This window comes from Herbaspirillum sp. AP02, from assembly GCF_015767275.1.
Classification (GTDB): domain Bacteria; phylum Pseudomonadota; class Gammaproteobacteria; order Burkholderiales; family Burkholderiaceae_D; genus Herbaspirillum.
Map to the genome: position 1 here is coordinate 131,972 of NZ_JADWMY010000007.1, position 14,105 is coordinate 146,076.

The following is a 14,105-nucleotide window of genomic DNA, read 5'->3' on the forward strand; positions in this document are numbered from 1 at the left end:
TCAGCAGAATCAGAATCTCGGAATTCGTCGCGCTGTCGGGAAAAGGGAACACCTCGGCCTTGTGGGCCGGGTTTTCTTAATGTTGTGGTATCAAGTTAGCACAAGGATGATCACCCCGCTACGCACGCTGCAGCAGGGTTTCCGGGCTTTTTTGGCATACCGGAAACACTTTCCGCAGGTCCTGCGGCAATCACGGTTTTGTGGAGGAGAAAATGCCGGAAAGGGGGAAACAACAATATTTCCGGCTGAAAAAAAGGAGGGAGAGAAGTTCAGTTGTTACAAGCAAGACGTGAATGTAACAACCAGTAAAAGCCATTGGACCGGGTCCGGCGCTGACGTTTAATAGACCTCACTTGAACAGCGATTGATTGGTTATCCGTTACTGCGCAAGGTTCCTCCCCTCTAGTGTTGAAAGCACCACTAGCTCGCGGATCCGGCTCCCCCTGCCGGATCCGCTTTTTTTTTGCCGGTGCGCCGAAAGGGCTGCTCCCGGCGCCCCGCAATGGTAGGGCTCAGCGATTCGGTGGCAGGTTGGCCTCGCCCGGCAGCAGGGTGTGCGCGGACAGCGCTTCCTGTTGCTTCAGGCTCTCGTAGATAGGCGTGAAGTCCGGTGCGGTGTCATTGAACAGTTGTTCGAAATCGCGGATGACGAAATAGGTTTCCTGATAGGTATCGATCTTGTAGAGCGTGCGCATGATGCGCTCCACCTGGAACGGCACACGGCGTGGCTGCTCGCTGGAGAGGCAATATTCCACCTCGCCGCCGGAAGACAGGATGCCGGCGCCGTAGATGCGCAAGCCCTGTTCGCTCTGGATCAGGCCAAACTCGATGGTGTACCAGTACAGGCGGGCCAGATAGGCCAGGCCGTCGAGCTTGAGCGCCTTCAGGCCGCCCTTGCCGTATTCCTGCAAATGGTTGGCGAAGACCGGATTGAACAGCAGCGGCACGTGACCGAAGAAGTCGTGGAACACGTCGGGCTCGACGATGTAGTCGAATTCGTGTTCTTCGCGCAGCCAGACGGTGACCGGGAAGCGACGGTTGGCCAGATGCTCGAAGAAGGTGTGATCCGGTACCAGGCCCGGCACGGCCACCAGCTGCCAGCCAGTGGCCTTGAAGAGCGCTTCGGTGGTCTGGTCGAAGCGTGGAATGCCTTGCGAAACATCGAGGGCCTTCAGGCTGTCGATGAAGACGTCGCAGGCACGACCGGGGATCAGGCGGGCCTGGCGTTCGTACAGGCGCCGCCACAGCGCGTGCTGGGCTGGCGTATAGGCTTCCCAGTTCTGGGCCACGACGTAGTTGGCGTCGGCCTGGCTATAGTCGCCGCGCAAGGCGCCGCTGTCGGACTTGGTGGCGACGGTGGCAAAGAAATCGTCGGTGTTGGGATTGGTGCTCATGGCATACCCGTTGTCAAAGTGAGGCGCATATTATGCGCCCCCTTGCCGGGATGGTCATGCGCGGCGGCACAGGAGTGAATCTATGCGCCTGGCGGCGGTGTCTGATCCTTCTTGCCGTTGCCAATACCGGTGACGCGGGCGCCCCATTTCAGCAGGGCTTTGAAGTTGGCTTTGATGATGTAGTCGAGCATGGCGACCTGCTCTTCCACCGCCTCCTGGAACACCGTGGCGGAGTTGGCCGGCTTGATCTTGAGGTAGGCATCGGCTTCGCCGTAGTCACGGTGGATTTCCATGCCGGCCTTCTTGGCGATGTGCATCATGACCTTGTTGGAGGAGAGGCAGTGCATGTACAGCGTATCAACGTCGGCATTGCGGCAGCGCATGGAGGCCCGCATGAACAGACGCGTTCCCACGCCCAGGCCGCGGGCTGCGGCCGTGACGGAGACCCCGAACTCGGCTACCACTGGCTTGATGGTGGCGCCGCTGATGCGCGTGCTTTCCTTGGGCGCGAAGGCCAGGTGCCCCACGCCCAGCAGGCGCAGACGGCGGTCGTAGACGCCGAAGACGGTGTCGCGTTCGAAGTTGATGCCCTCGACATAGCGCGTCACCATCTCGTCGGAGAGCTTGGAGCCGAAGCGCAGCAGGCGGTCCTTTTCTTCCAGCGCCAGGAAATGGCGCAACAGGTGGCGTCGCGAGCGGGGCGACAATTCCTTGACGAAGACATGCGGCTTCTCATGCCGGTCGCCAGCGGCTGCGGAGGCGCCGCGCAGTCGTTGCATCCAGCGGGAGAACGGGTTGCTCATGGTCCGCTCCGGGTTCAGGACGGCATTGGCCGGTACTGCGCGACGAACGCCTCGACCTGTGCGGTACGGGCCGCCAGTATCGCTTCGGGAATGCGTTGCGGCTGCGTCTGTTGGCCGGCGATGGCACCGGCATCGATCTGCTGCGCGGCCTGCAGCGCACCTTCCAGATACGCTGCCTGCGGGAAGGGCTGCAGCTCCAGGCCGGTGCGGCCGCGATGATCACACTCGGCGGCGCGCAGCATGTCGATGAAGCGCTGCGGCTTGCGGAAGGCATCGCAACGAGCGAAGAACTTGACCAGGGTATCGGGGCGCATCTCAAAGGCGCGGCCGACGTTGCCGTGCTCGCGGGCCGTCATCAGCGCCAGGTCACGGCAGTCGCCCGGCACTTTCAGGCGGGCGCAGACCTGCTCGGCCAGGCGCTCGCTGCGCGCTTCGTGACCGTGATGGCGCGGCCACATCTCGGGCGGCGTGCTGCCCTTGCCGAGGTCGTGCAATAGCGCGGCGAAGCGGATAGGCAAGGAGAAGCCCTGTGACGCTGCCCAGTCCACCACCAGCATGACATGCACGCCGGTATCGATCTCGGGATGCCATTTTTCGGGTTGCGGCACGCCCCACAGCGCAGCCAGCTCGGGCAGGATGCGCTGCAATGCGCCGCAGCTGCGCAACACCTCGAACATGCGTGAGGGCTTGCGCTCCATCAGGCCACGTGCAAGCTCCTGCCATACGCGTTCGGGCACCAGGGCATCGACTTCGCCCTCTTCGACCATGCGCTGCATGAGCGCCTGGGTCTCGGGGGCCACGCTGAAATCGGCGAAGCGCGCCGCAAAGCGCGCCAGCCGCAGGATGCGTACCGGGTCCTCGATGAAGGCATCGGAGACATGGCGGAACACGCGGCGCTCGATATCGGCGCGGCCGTGATAGGGATCGACCAGGGTGCCATCCTCGTCCTGGGCGATGGCATTGATGGTCAGGTCGCGGCGCGCCAGGTCCTCTTCCAGCGTGACGTCAGGCGCGGCGTGGAAGGCGAAACCCTTGTAGCCGGGCGCAGTCTTGCGCTCGGTGCGGGCCAGGGCGTATTCCTCGTGGGTATCAGGATGCAGGAACACGGGGAAATCCTTGCCCACCGGGCGAAAGCCGCGCTCCAGCAACTGCTGCGGGGTGGCGCCGACCACCACATGGTCGCGGTCCTTCACCGGCAGGCCCAGCAAGCCGTCGCGCACTGCGCCGCCGACGGTGTAGGTCTTCATCTTTGCTGCCTCACTTGTGACCGGGAAGGATTTCCTTCTCGGCCAGCGCCTCGGCAATCCAGCGCGCCACGGCCGGATGCGCGCGCACGCGGTCAGCATAGGCTTGCAGGGCCGGTGCCAGCGGCACCTGGTAGCTGATGAAGCGCATCACCACCGGCGCGTAGAAGGCGTCGGCGATGGAAAAGTCGCCGAACAGGAAATCGTGGTGGCCGAACTGCGACAGGCATTCTTCCCAGATTTCACAGACGCGGCCGATATCGGCCTGTGCCTCGGGCGTGCGGCCCTGGCCGGGATAACGACCACGGATGTCCATGCTCATGGCGCTGCGCAGGCCGGTGAAGCCGGAATGCATCTCGGCGCAGATGCTGCGGGCGATGGCACGGGCGTCGGTGCGCGCCGGCCACAGGCCACGGTCGGGGAATTGCTCGGCCAGGTATTCGCAGATGGACAGCGAATCCCAGATCGCGATGTCGCCATCCAGCAGCACCGGCACCCGGCCGGAGCCGGTATAGCGGGCAATCTCACCGGCAGTCTCGGGCTGGTCGAGCAGCACGCGCACTTCCTTGAAAGGAATGTCGAAGGCGACCATGGCCACCCACGGTCGCATCGACCAGGACGAATAATTCTTGTTGGCGATCACCAGCGTGGGCATGTGGCGGCCAGCCTTTTTCAGGGCTTCGGACAGTACCGGATCAAGTTCAGTGTCTTGCATGTGGGCTCGTTTCTTGGAAATCGAAAAGCGCGGTGAGCGACAGGCTCAGCGCCGTGCGGTGCTGCGGAAAAAATCGAATCGCTGCTGCGGACTGCGCGGCGACAGATAGCCGGGGACGACTTCCTCGACCGACTTCGGGACCAGCTGCAGTTCGGCGGCAAGCGGGCCATGCAGCACGTTGTCCACCTGCATGGAGGCAACGTTGTCGCGGCTCATCAGCTTGCCGGGCAGATGTTCCAGGGCGAAGGCCTGCAACCAGCCCAGGGCATCCGGCAGGGCCACCACCGGACGCGGATGGCCACTGTACCAGCCGGACAGGCGCACCAGTTCGCGCAAGGCGTATTGCTTCGGTCCGCCCAGCTCAAACACCCTGCCACCCAGGCGCGGCAGCGCCAGCGCGTTGGCGAAGGCCTGTGCCACATCCCCCACATACACCGGCTGGAAGCGCGCCTCGGCGCTGCCCAGCGGGATCAGCGGGAACATCCGGTTCAGGCCGGCAAACATGTTGAGGAAGTGGTCGTCCTCGCCAAACACCACCGAGGGCCGGAAGATGGCCACGTCCAGCGCCGGTGAGGCCAGTGCCTCCTGTTCGCCGGCCGCCTTGGAGCGCAGGTACATCGATGGCCCCTGGGCATCGGCGCACAGGGCGCTCATGTGCAGATAGCGTGGCACACCCTGCCGCACACAGGCGGCGACGATGCGACGCGGCAGCAGGACATGCTGGCGTTCGAAATCCGGGCCATAGGCTGCGCCGCCACGTGCCGGGCGCGACTGCAGGATGCCGACCAGATTGATGACCACATCGGCCTCGTCCACCAGCCGCGCCAGCACGGCGTCGTCATGGATATCGGCCTGCACCACGCTGACCACCGGCGACACCAGCAGATGCTTGGCGCGCTCGTAGCGGCGCGTGGGGACCATGATGCGATAACCGGTGCTGCTGCCCAGCAGCTCCACCAGCCGCGTGCCGATGAAGCCGGATCCGCCGATGACAAGGATCTTCTTGACTGCCATTTGTCACTCTCCGATTTCCTGTTGGCCACCGGCAGTTGCCGGCGGCGCGGGCGATGGGATCAGGGCAGGTCGGTGGCGACGTTGGAATTGGGCGCCACCGTGCCCATGCGCTGCTTCAGCGATTGCGGGCGATTCTCGAACATGGCCGCATAGTAGGTCGCATTGGACATCACGTTCTTGACATAGCCCCGGGTTTCATTGAAAGGGATGATCTCGGCGAAGATCGCCCCTTCCACCGGACGCGGCAAGCTCGCACGCCAGGTACGGGGACGACCGGGGCCGGCGTTGTAGCCGGCGGTGGCCAGGGTTTCCGAACCTTCCATGTTGTTGAGCACCATGTCGAGATAGCTGGTGCCCAGCAGCAGGTTGGTGTTGATGTCGTTGACCTGGTCAGCGGTGAATTCACTCATGCCGATCTTCTTGGCGACGAACTTGGCGGTGGCCGGCATCAGCTGCATCAGGCCGGAGGCCCCCACATGGGAACGGGCCGACTTGATGAAGCGCGATTCCTGGCGGATCAGGCCGTAGACCCAGGCATTCTCCATGCCCAGCGGCTTGGTGGCGGCGTTCATCTCGGGCAGGTGCGGGGCCGGGAAGCGTTGGGTGAAATCGAATTCACCGCGGGTGCGATCAGAGGTATTGACCATGCGGTCCAGCACGTCGCTCTGGCGCGCGTACTCGGCGGCGGCCAGCAGCTGGCGGTCGCTCATGTTGCGCAATTCCCAGTTCCATTCGCGGATGGCTTCGAAGCGCAGGTTGAGCTGATAGAACTTGAGCGAACGCTTGAAGCCGGCATTCTGCGAATACAGCGCCACTTCGCCGGCGCCGGGCGGGGTCGGGCCGGGCGGGATGCTGATCTTCTGACCCAGCTCTTCCAGTGCCAGTTGGCCGTAGAAGCTGAAGTTGGGAGCGATCGATTCGAACAGGCGGCGCGCGGCGTCGGTCTGCCCTTCTTCCTTCAGGGCACGGCCCAGCCAGTAGACCCAGGCGGTGTCACTGCGCAGGGGAGCCGGCATGGCTTCGATGGTCTTGCGCACGGTCTTCCAGTCGCCATCGCGCAGGGCCATGCGGACCTTCCACTGCATGGCATCCTGGCTCAAGCTGGCATCCTTGGCGCGGCGCCAGTAATCGGAGGCTTCCGGGGCCAGCTTGTAGGACGCCGCCAGCGCGATCTGCGCCCAGCCCTGGGTCACTTCCTGCGCACTCATGTTGCGCCCGGCATCGTTGAGATAGGTGGCGGCCTGGGTCGGGTTGCTCTTGGCGATACGGCCCAGCGCGATGATGTAGAGCTGGTGGTTGGCGGCACCCTTGCCCGGGCCCTTGGCCAGCATGAGCGCCGGGCGGTCCATCACCTGGGTGACGGCGACGTCGCCGCTATCGACCAGCACGGCGGCACGGCGGGCGACGGTGGCATTGCCGTTCTCGGCCGCCTGGCGGATCTGGAACCAGACATCAGCCTGGCTGAACTGGCCGTTCTGGGCCAGCGTGGAGATCAGGTCGCTGCAGCCCTGGCCAAAGTCCTTGGGGTTGCTCAGCAGGGTACGCGCTTCCTCGGCCACGTTCTCGCCCTTCAGGGCGCGCGAGTTCAGGGCGAAACACTTGACCTGGACATCGTCGTTGAGCACGAACTTGGGGTATTGCTCATCGAAGACGGTCCAGTTGCCAGTCTTGCCCAGTGCCAGCAGCCAGTCGTTGCGCAGGCGGTCGACGATGGCCTGGCCCTCCCAACGTGCCAGGAAATCGCGGATTTCCTGTTCGCTGGCGCTATAGTCGCGCACACGCGGCTTGAGGCGGTAGTAGTCAACGTAGGAGGCCAGTTCGTAACCGGACAGGCGCGCGGCCAGGTCCTGTGCCAGCGCAGCGTTGTCGCTGGCGGCGGCCTGGCGCAGGGCGAGGAAGAGATCGTCGGGCGCGGCGTCTGGGGCCAGGCGTTTCTGGGCGTGGGCCGCTGGCGCCACGATCAGGACGGTGCCGGTCGCCACGACCAGGGGCAGCGCCAACGAGGTAGCCAATGAGGCGGCCAGCGCGCGCAGGCGCTGGTTGAACGGATGTTTCTTCGGACGCATACTCATGCAAGCTTCTTCATGCAGATTGATGGAACAAATAATGAACCCAAGCATAGCACGCGATCCGCTCGCGCCGGAGACCGAACAAGCCCGCGCCGTGCTGCGCAAGACCGAGTTGCGCACTGAACTGCTGGCACGCCGCAAGGCCATGGCGGACGTGGACAGGCGACACGCCGATGCGCACATTGGCCAGCAGGTGCTGGATTGGTGTGTTGACTCAGGTATCGCCAGTCTGGCGGTATATCAGCCGATACGGCGCGAACCCGACCTGGCTGACGCCTATGACGCGCTGGCAGCGCGTGGCGTGGACCTGTGCCTGCCGGTGGTAGTGGGGCGGGAGATGCCGCTGGAGTTTCGCCGCTGGCACCCGGGAGATGTCCTGGAAAAGGATGCCATGGGGACCAGGGTGCCGCCGGCGGGGACCGCAGTGGTCCAGCCCCAGGCCCTGTTGATTCCCTGCGTCGGTTTCAACGAAGCCGGGTTCCGGCTGGGTTATGGGGGCGGCTTCTATGACCGTACGCTGGCCGGCACAGCCCGGCCGCTGGCGGTGGGCGTGTGCTATGGCTTTGGCCTGGTGGCATTCGAGGCGCAACCGCATGACGTGCCACTGGATGCCATCCTCACCGATGCCCACTGATATTCACCCACCATTCGCCATTGTCGATTGAGCAATGGCTGATTGAGCAATGAAAAAGCCGGGCCACGACCCGGCTTTACGGCTGGCATCCGCTTGCCGGGTGCTGCGCTATTTCACCAGTTGTCGCCAGATCGCTTCGGTGGGTACGGCCTGGTTCAGTGAATAGAAATGCAGGCCCGGTGCGCCACCGGCCAGCAGACGCTCGCACAGTTGCGTCACCACGTCCTGGCCGAAGGCGCGGATCGACTCCGTATCGTCGCCATAGCTGGCCAGCTTGAGGCGGATCCAGCGCGGGATTTCGGTGCCGCACATGTCCGAGAAACGCATCAGCTGCGAGTAGTTGGTGATGGGCATGATGCCGGCGATCACCGGTACGGTCGCGCCCAGGCGCGCTGCCTCATCCACGAAGCGGAAATAGGCATCGGCGTTGTAGAAATACTGGGTGATGGCCGCATTGGCACCGGCCTTGACCTTGCGCGCGAAATTCTGGACATCGTCCTGCGGAGAGCGGGCCTGGGGATGCATTTCCGGGTAGGCGGCCACTTCGATGTGGAACCAGTCGCCGGTCTCGGCGCGGACGAACTCGACCAGTTCGTTGGCGTGGCGGAATTCGCTGGATGCCTGGTCCATGGCGCCATAACCGCTGGGCAGGTCGCCCCGCAGCGCCACCAGGCGCTTGATGCCATGGGCGCGATAGTCGTCCAGGATGGCGCGCAGGCTGGTGCGTGAGCTGCCGATGCAGGACAGGTGCGGCGCGGCCTGGTGGCCTTCACCGATGATTTCCAGCACCGTGTCGCGGGTACCCTGCTGGGTGGAGCCACCGGCGCCGAAGGTCACCGAGAAATACTTGGGTTCGAGCGCGGCCAGCCTGGCACGGGTGGCGCGCAGTTTTTCCGCGCCTTCGGCGGTCTTGGGCGGGAAGAATTCGATACTGAAATTATGTGTGCTCATTGATTCGATCCGGATTTCAGCAACAGCGTCGAGAGTGCCCAGGAGACGATGCTATACAGCAGCGCACCACCCACGGCCGACCAGAATCCGGCCACGTGGAAGCCCCCTACCAGTTGCGCCACCACCCAGAACATCAGGCCGTTGATGACCAGGATGAACAGGCCCAGGGTCAGCATGGTCACCGGCAGGGTCAGCACGACCAGTACCGGGCGCACGATGGTATTGACGAAACCCAGGATGAGCGCGGCCAGCAGGGCCGAGCCGAAGCTGTCGACCTGCACCGAGTGCATCAGATAGGGAACGGCCAGCAAGGCCAGGGCATTGATGAGCCAGGTCAGCAGCAGGCGCACGGTGATTCCTTTCGACCCCGTCAGGGGAGTGATGAAGACAACAGCGGCCCCTGTGAGTGCGGCGCCCCTCGGGACGCCGCACAGGCCGCTGGATCAGACGTTGCCGACCATGCCGGGCCGGCGCGAGGCCGGCCACTGGCATGGATCAGTAGCGATAGTGTTCCGGCTTGTACGGACCTTCCAGCTTCACGCCGATGTAGGCGGCCTGCTCTGGCGTGAGTTCGCTCAACTGGGCGTTGAGCTTCTTCAGTTGCAGGCGGGCGACCTTCTCGTCGAGGTGCTTGGGCAGGGTGTACACGCCGACCGGGTAGGCCTTGGTGTTGACGAACAGTTCGATCTGGGCAATGGTCTGGTTGGCGAACGACGAGCTCATCACGTAGGACGGGTGGCCGGTGGCGCAACCCAGGTTGACCAGACGACCTTCGGCCAGCAGGATGATGCGCTTGCCGTCCGGGAAGATCACGTGATCGACCTGCGGCTTGATGTTTTCCCAGGTGTACTGCTTCAGGGCGGCGACTTCGATTTCGTTGTCGAAGTGGCCGATGTTGCAGACGATGGCCTGGTCCTTCATCTTCTTCATGTGCTCATGGGTGATCACATGGTAGTTGCCGGTGCAGGTGACGAAGATGTCGCCGTGTTCGGCGGCGTAGTCCATGGTCACCACGCGGTAGCCTTCCATGGCGGCCTGCAGGGCGCAGATCGGGTCGATCTCGGTGACCCAGACCTGCGCCGACAGCGCGCGCAGGGCCTGGGCCGAGCCCTTGCCGACGTCACCGTAACCGGCCACGATGGCGACCTTGCCGGCGATCATCACGTCGGTGGCGCGCTTGATGCCGTCCACCAGCGATTCGCGGCAGCCGTACAGGTTGTCGAACTTGGACTTGGTGACCGAGTCGTTGACGTTGATGGCCGGGAAGGCCAGCTTGCCCTCTTTGTGCATCTGGTACAGGCGATGCACGCCGGTGGTGGTCTCTTCGGTGACGCCCTTGATTTCCTTGAGGCGCTTGGAGTACCAGTTGGCATCCTTGGCCAGGTAACGCTTGATGGCGTTGAAGAGGCAGACCGCTTCTTCGGAATCCGGCTTGGCCAGGACCGAGATGTCGGTCTCGGCACGGGCACCCAGGTGCAGCAACAGGGTGGCGTCGCCGCCATCGTCCAGGATCATGTTGGAATAGCCACCATCGGTCCATTCGAAGATGCGGTGGGTGTATTCCCAGTATTCGTCCAGGTTCTCGCCCTTGACGGCGAACACCGGGGTGCCGTTGGCAGCAATCGCGGCCGCAGCGTGGTCCTGGGTCGAGTAGATGTTGCAGGAAGCCCAACGCACCTGCGCGCCCAGCGCTTCCAGGGTCTGGATCAGCACGGCGGTCTGGATGGTCATGTGCAGCGAACCGGTGATGCGGGCGCCCTTGAGCGGCTGGGCGGCGGCGAATTCATCGCGGATCGCCATCAGGCCCGGCATTTCGGTCTCGGCGATCCTGATTTCCTTGTGGCCCCAGTCGGCCAGGTTGATGTCGGCGACGATGTAGTCTTGTTGCGTGGATTGAGTAGTCATGGCAATGGCGCTGTTCACGCCCTCCTTTCATGAAAAAGCCAGAAAAAAAGTAACGTGAGCGCGGTTGCCAGGCGCATGGCGCCTGTTCATCGCTGCAAGCCTGGCAGGGGATGTCCCTGTCGCAACGCTCCTTGCGGCGGTGAGGCATTGTGAGGATTGACGTACCGGACGCAATGCCGACATCGGTACGGGGAGCGGATGAAGCTGTTCATCCGCGGGAACAGCATTGTAGCGCGGGCCGGGCGTTAGTCAATGCCCGGTCCGCGCCGTCAGGCTGCGTATTACAGGCCGGCCGAAGCGCGCAGGGCTGCGACCTTGTCGGTGCGCTCCCAGGTGAATTCCGGCTCTTCGCGGCCGAAGTGACCATAGGCGGCGGTCTTGGCGTAGATCGGGCGCAGCAGGTCCAGCATCTGCACGATGCCCTTGGGGCGCAGGTCGAAGTGTTCCATCACCAGTTGCGCCAGCTTTTCGTCGCTGATCTTGCCGGTGCCGAAGGTGGTCACCATCACCGAGGTCGGCTTGGCGATACCGATGGCGTAGGACACCTGGATCTGGCAACGCTCGGCCAGGCCGGCAGCGACGATGTTCTTGGCCACATAGCGACCGGCGTAGGCAGCCGAGCGGTCGACCTTGGACGGGTCCTTGCCGGAGAAGGCGCCACCGCCGTGGGGTGCTGCACCGCCGTAGGTATCGACGATGATCTTGCGGCCGGTCAGGCCGCAGTCACCCTGCGGGCCACCGATGACGAAGCGGCCGGTGGGGTTGATCAGGTAACGGGTGTTCTTGAGCCATTCGGCCGGCAGCACCGGCTTGATGATTTCCTCGATGGCGGCTTCGTGGATGTCCTTCTGGTCCATCTCGGGCGAATGCTGGGTCGACAGCACCACGGTATCGATGGCGACCGGCTTGCCGTCCACGTACTTCAGGGTGACCTGGGACTTGGCATCCGGACGCAGCCAGGGCAGGCGGCCGTCCTTGCGCAGTTGCGACTGGCGTTCCACGATGCGATGCGCATAGTAGATGGCGGCCGGCATCAGTTCGGGAGTTTCGTTGCAGGCGTAGCCGAACATCAGGCCCTGGTCGCCGGCACCCTGCTCCAGGTCGACGCCACGGCCTTCGTCGACGCCCTGGGCGATGTCGGGGGATTGCTTGTCGTAAGCGACCAGCACGGCGCAGCTCTTGTAGTCGATGCCGAAGTCGGCATTGTCGTAGCCGATGCGCTTGATGGTGTCGCGGGCCACATCGATGTAGTCGACGTTGGCGCGGGTGGTGATTTCACCGGCCAGCACCACCAGACCGGTGTTGCACAGCGTTTCGGCGGCGACGCGCGATTGCGGGTCCTGCGTGAGGATGGCATCCAGAATGGCATCCGAGATCTGGTCAGCGACCTTGTCGGGATGGCCTTCGGAGACGGATTCGGAAGTGAAGAGATATTCGTTGGACATGCAAGCCTCTGACTGGAAACGATTTAGCAATGTCGCGGCCCATCGTTAGTCGTGCCTGCGACGCTTTAGCGAAATTTATACCCCGTCTCGCAAGTTGTCATTAACTCGACGGCTTGTGCTATTTTACGCCTCTTGCAATTTTATGCAATTTGGCGGCGGAAGCACCCCGCCCAACCGTTATCGGCACGTATGCTCGTTTCTTTATTCCGCCTGCTGTCCTTCCTGCCCTTGCCTGTCTTGCATGCCATCGGCGTGATGGTGGGCTGGCTGGTGTTCCTGCTCTCGCCATCCTATCGCCGTCGTCTGCGCGACAACATTGCCCTGGCCGGACATCGCGCCAGCCTGTTCAAAGCGGTCGGCGAGGCGGGCAAAGGCATGTTCGAACTGCCGTTCATCTGGTGTGGCGCGCCCAGCCGGGTATTACGTTCGGCGCGCCTGCTCAACTGGGATTTGGCGGAACGGGCCCTGGCAGCCAAGTCCGGTGTGATCTTTCTGACGCCTCACCTGGGCTGCTTCGAAATCTGCGCCCAGGTGATAGCGCACCGGACCAGTCTCAGCGTGCTGTATCGACCGCCGCGCAAGGCGGCCTTGAAACCCTTGATCGAAGGCGCGCGCGCCCGCGCCAACCTGCATCTGGCCCCAGCCAACCTGGCAGGCGTGCGAATCCTGCTGAAGGCGCTGAAGAACGGCCAGGCCATCGGCCTGCTGCCGGACCAGGTGCCGCAAAACGGCGAAGGCATCTGGGCCGACTTCTTCGGCAAACCGGCCTACACCATGACCCTGCCCGCCAAGCTGCAGCGGATGAGTGGCGCCCCCTTGCTGCTGGTCTACGCCGAGCGGCTGTCCTGGGGACGGGGCTTTGCCGTGCGCTTCGTTCCCTTTGACGGCGAACTGCCTGATTCACCGGTACAACAGGCCCGCGCCATCAACGCCGCCATGGAAAAACTGATCGCGCACTGCCCCGCCCAATATATCTGGAGCTACAACCGCTACAAGACACCGCCCGGTGTGACCAGACCCGGGGAGGCATCGATATGAGGCTGCTCCTGGCCATCATGTGGCTGCTGCACTGGTTGCCCCTGCCCATCCTCGGGCGCCTGGGGGAAGGCATCGGCGCGCTGCTCTATATCTATATGCGCCCCCGGCGCCATATCACGCTGACCAATCTGCGCCTGTGCTTCCCCGAGAAGACCGAAGAAGAACGCGTGCGCATTGCCCGCGAGCATTTCCGCCTGTTCGCCCGCAGTGCGCTGGAACGCGGCATCCTCTGGTGGGCTCCGGTATCACGCCTGCGCCGGCTGATCCAGGTCGAACCGGGCATGCCGTTGGAGACGTTCGCCAAGGGTCCGACCATCCTGTTGGCACCGCACTTCGTCTGCCTGGAGATTCCCGGTGCGACCCTGGGCGTGTTCTCCGAATATTCGGCTTGTACCATCTATACAAAGCAACGCAATGACGTCATCGACCGCGCCCTGCTGAAGGGTCGGCTGCGTTTCCGACCAGCAACCCTGCTGGCGCGCGAGCAGGGCGTCAAACCCATCATCCGTGCCATGCGCAAGGGCCTGCCCTTCCTGATGCTGCCGGATATGGACTTCGGCATCCGCGACGCCGAATTCGTGCCTTTCTTCGGCGTGCCGGCCGCAACCCTCACGGCCACCGCCCGCATTGCCGCCGCCACCGGTGCCGCCGTGGTACCGGTGGTCTGCACCTTCCTGCCTAACTACAAGGGCTGGAAAGCCACCTACTATCCTGCCTGGACCGACTATCCGGGTGACGACATCGTAGCGGCCACGCGTCGCATGAATGCCTTCATCGAAGAGCGCGTGCGCGAGCACCCGGCTGAATATTTCTGGGCTCACAAGCGCTTCAAGACGCGTCCGCCGGGCGAGCCCGACGTCTACGGCCGCAACCAGGACTGAAGGCTGAGCGCG

General features: G+C 63.7%; 13 protein-coding genes and 1 riboswitch. Of the genes, 3 read left to right on the forward strand and 10 right to left on the reverse strand.

The features are described 5' to 3' along the window. Positions 1 to 512: 512 nt before the first annotated feature. From phhA to I5R65_RS15465, 6 genes are all read right to left on the reverse strand, one after another. The gene (gene phhA / locus I5R65_RS15440; RefSeq protein WP_180668497.1) at positions 513 to 1,394 is read right to left on the reverse strand and encodes a phenylalanine 4-monooxygenase; all 882 of its coding nucleotides are present in this window, start codon (positions 1,392 to 1,394) and stop codon (positions 513 to 515) included. A gap of 80 nt (positions 1,395 to 1,474) precedes the next feature. Further along, positions 1,475 to 2,197: a GNAT family N-acetyltransferase gene (locus I5R65_RS15445; RefSeq protein ID WP_180668498.1), complete on the reverse strand. Its 723-nt coding sequence runs from the start codon at positions 2,195 to 2,197 to the stop codon at positions 1,475 to 1,477. Positions 2,198 to 2,211: 14 nt separating this feature from the next. Next, on the reverse strand, positions 2,212 to 3,444 hold the full coding sequence (locus I5R65_RS15450; RefSeq protein WP_180668499.1) for a multifunctional CCA addition/repair protein: 1,233 nt from the start codon (positions 3,442 to 3,444) through the stop codon (positions 2,212 to 2,214). Positions 3,445 to 3,454: 10 nt separating this feature from the next. Further along, positions 3,455 to 4,156, reverse strand: coding sequence for a glutathione S-transferase family protein (locus I5R65_RS15455; protein WP_180668500.1), 702 nt, complete (start codon positions 4,154 to 4,156; stop codon positions 3,455 to 3,457). Between the two features lie 45 nt (positions 4,157 to 4,201). After that, complete coding sequence (locus tag I5R65_RS15460; RefSeq protein ID WP_180668501.1) at positions 4,202 to 5,170, reverse strand: complex I NDUFA9 subunit family protein; 969 nt, start codon at positions 5,168 to 5,170, stop codon at positions 4,202 to 4,204. A gap of 59 nt (positions 5,171 to 5,229) precedes the next feature. Further along, positions 5,230 to 7,242 (reverse strand): lytic transglycosylase domain-containing protein, encoded by a 2,013-nt coding sequence (locus tag I5R65_RS15465; protein ID WP_180668502.1) that lies wholly within the window; start codon positions 7,240 to 7,242, stop codon positions 5,230 to 5,232. Between the two features lie 34 nt (positions 7,243 to 7,276). Here I5R65_RS15465 and I5R65_RS15470 point away from each other — a divergent pair, with 34 nt between their 5' ends. Continuing rightward, positions 7,277 to 7,873 carry a 5-formyltetrahydrofolate cyclo-ligase gene (locus I5R65_RS15470; RefSeq protein WP_231395188.1) on the forward strand — a complete coding sequence of 199 codons (597 nt, stop codon included), beginning with the start codon at positions 7,277 to 7,279 and terminating at the stop codon, positions 7,871 to 7,873. Between the two features lie 108 nt (positions 7,874 to 7,981). Here the strand turns inward: I5R65_RS15470 and metF are convergent, their stop codons facing one another. From metF to metK, 4 genes are all read right to left on the reverse strand, one after another. Then, positions 7,982 to 8,824 (reverse strand): methylenetetrahydrofolate reductase [NAD(P)H], encoded by an 843-nt coding sequence (metF, locus tag I5R65_RS15475; protein WP_180668504.1) that lies wholly within the window; start codon positions 8,822 to 8,824, stop codon positions 7,982 to 7,984. Next, positions 8,821 to 9,174, reverse strand: a complete 354-nt coding sequence (locus tag I5R65_RS15480; RefSeq protein ID WP_008332818.1) for a phage holin family protein — start codon at positions 9,172 to 9,174, stop codon at positions 8,821 to 8,823. Before I5R65_RS15480 ends, metF begins: the two co-directional genes overlap by 4 nt. Positions 9,175 to 9,319: 145 nt before the next feature. After that, on the reverse strand, positions 9,320 to 10,729 hold the full coding sequence (ahcY, locus tag I5R65_RS15485; RefSeq protein ID WP_219341816.1) for an adenosylhomocysteinase: 1,410 nt from the start codon (positions 10,727 to 10,729) through the stop codon (positions 9,320 to 9,322). 49 nt (positions 10,730 to 10,778) lie between these two features. After that, positions 10,779 to 10,868, reverse strand: a riboswitch (S-adenosyl-L-homocysteine riboswitch). Between the two features lie 142 nt (positions 10,869 to 11,010). Beyond that, positions 11,011 to 12,174 carry a methionine adenosyltransferase gene (gene metK / locus I5R65_RS15490; protein WP_180668506.1) on the reverse strand — a complete coding sequence of 388 codons (1,164 nt, stop codon included), beginning with the start codon at positions 12,172 to 12,174 and terminating at the stop codon, positions 11,011 to 11,013. A gap of 189 nt (positions 12,175 to 12,363) precedes the next feature. On the opposite strand from metK, the gene I5R65_RS15495 reads away from it, so the two are divergent. Beyond that, entirely contained in the window at positions 12,364 to 13,212 is an 849-nt protein-coding gene (locus I5R65_RS15495) for a lysophospholipid acyltransferase family protein (RefSeq protein ID WP_180668507.1), read from the forward strand. Beyond that, positions 13,209 to 14,093 (forward strand): lipid A biosynthesis acyltransferase, encoded by an 885-nt coding sequence (locus tag I5R65_RS15500; RefSeq protein ID WP_180668508.1) that lies wholly within the window; start codon positions 13,209 to 13,211, stop codon positions 14,091 to 14,093. Before I5R65_RS15495 ends, I5R65_RS15500 begins: the two co-directional genes overlap by 4 nt. Positions 14,094 to 14,105: the final 12 nt, after the last annotated feature.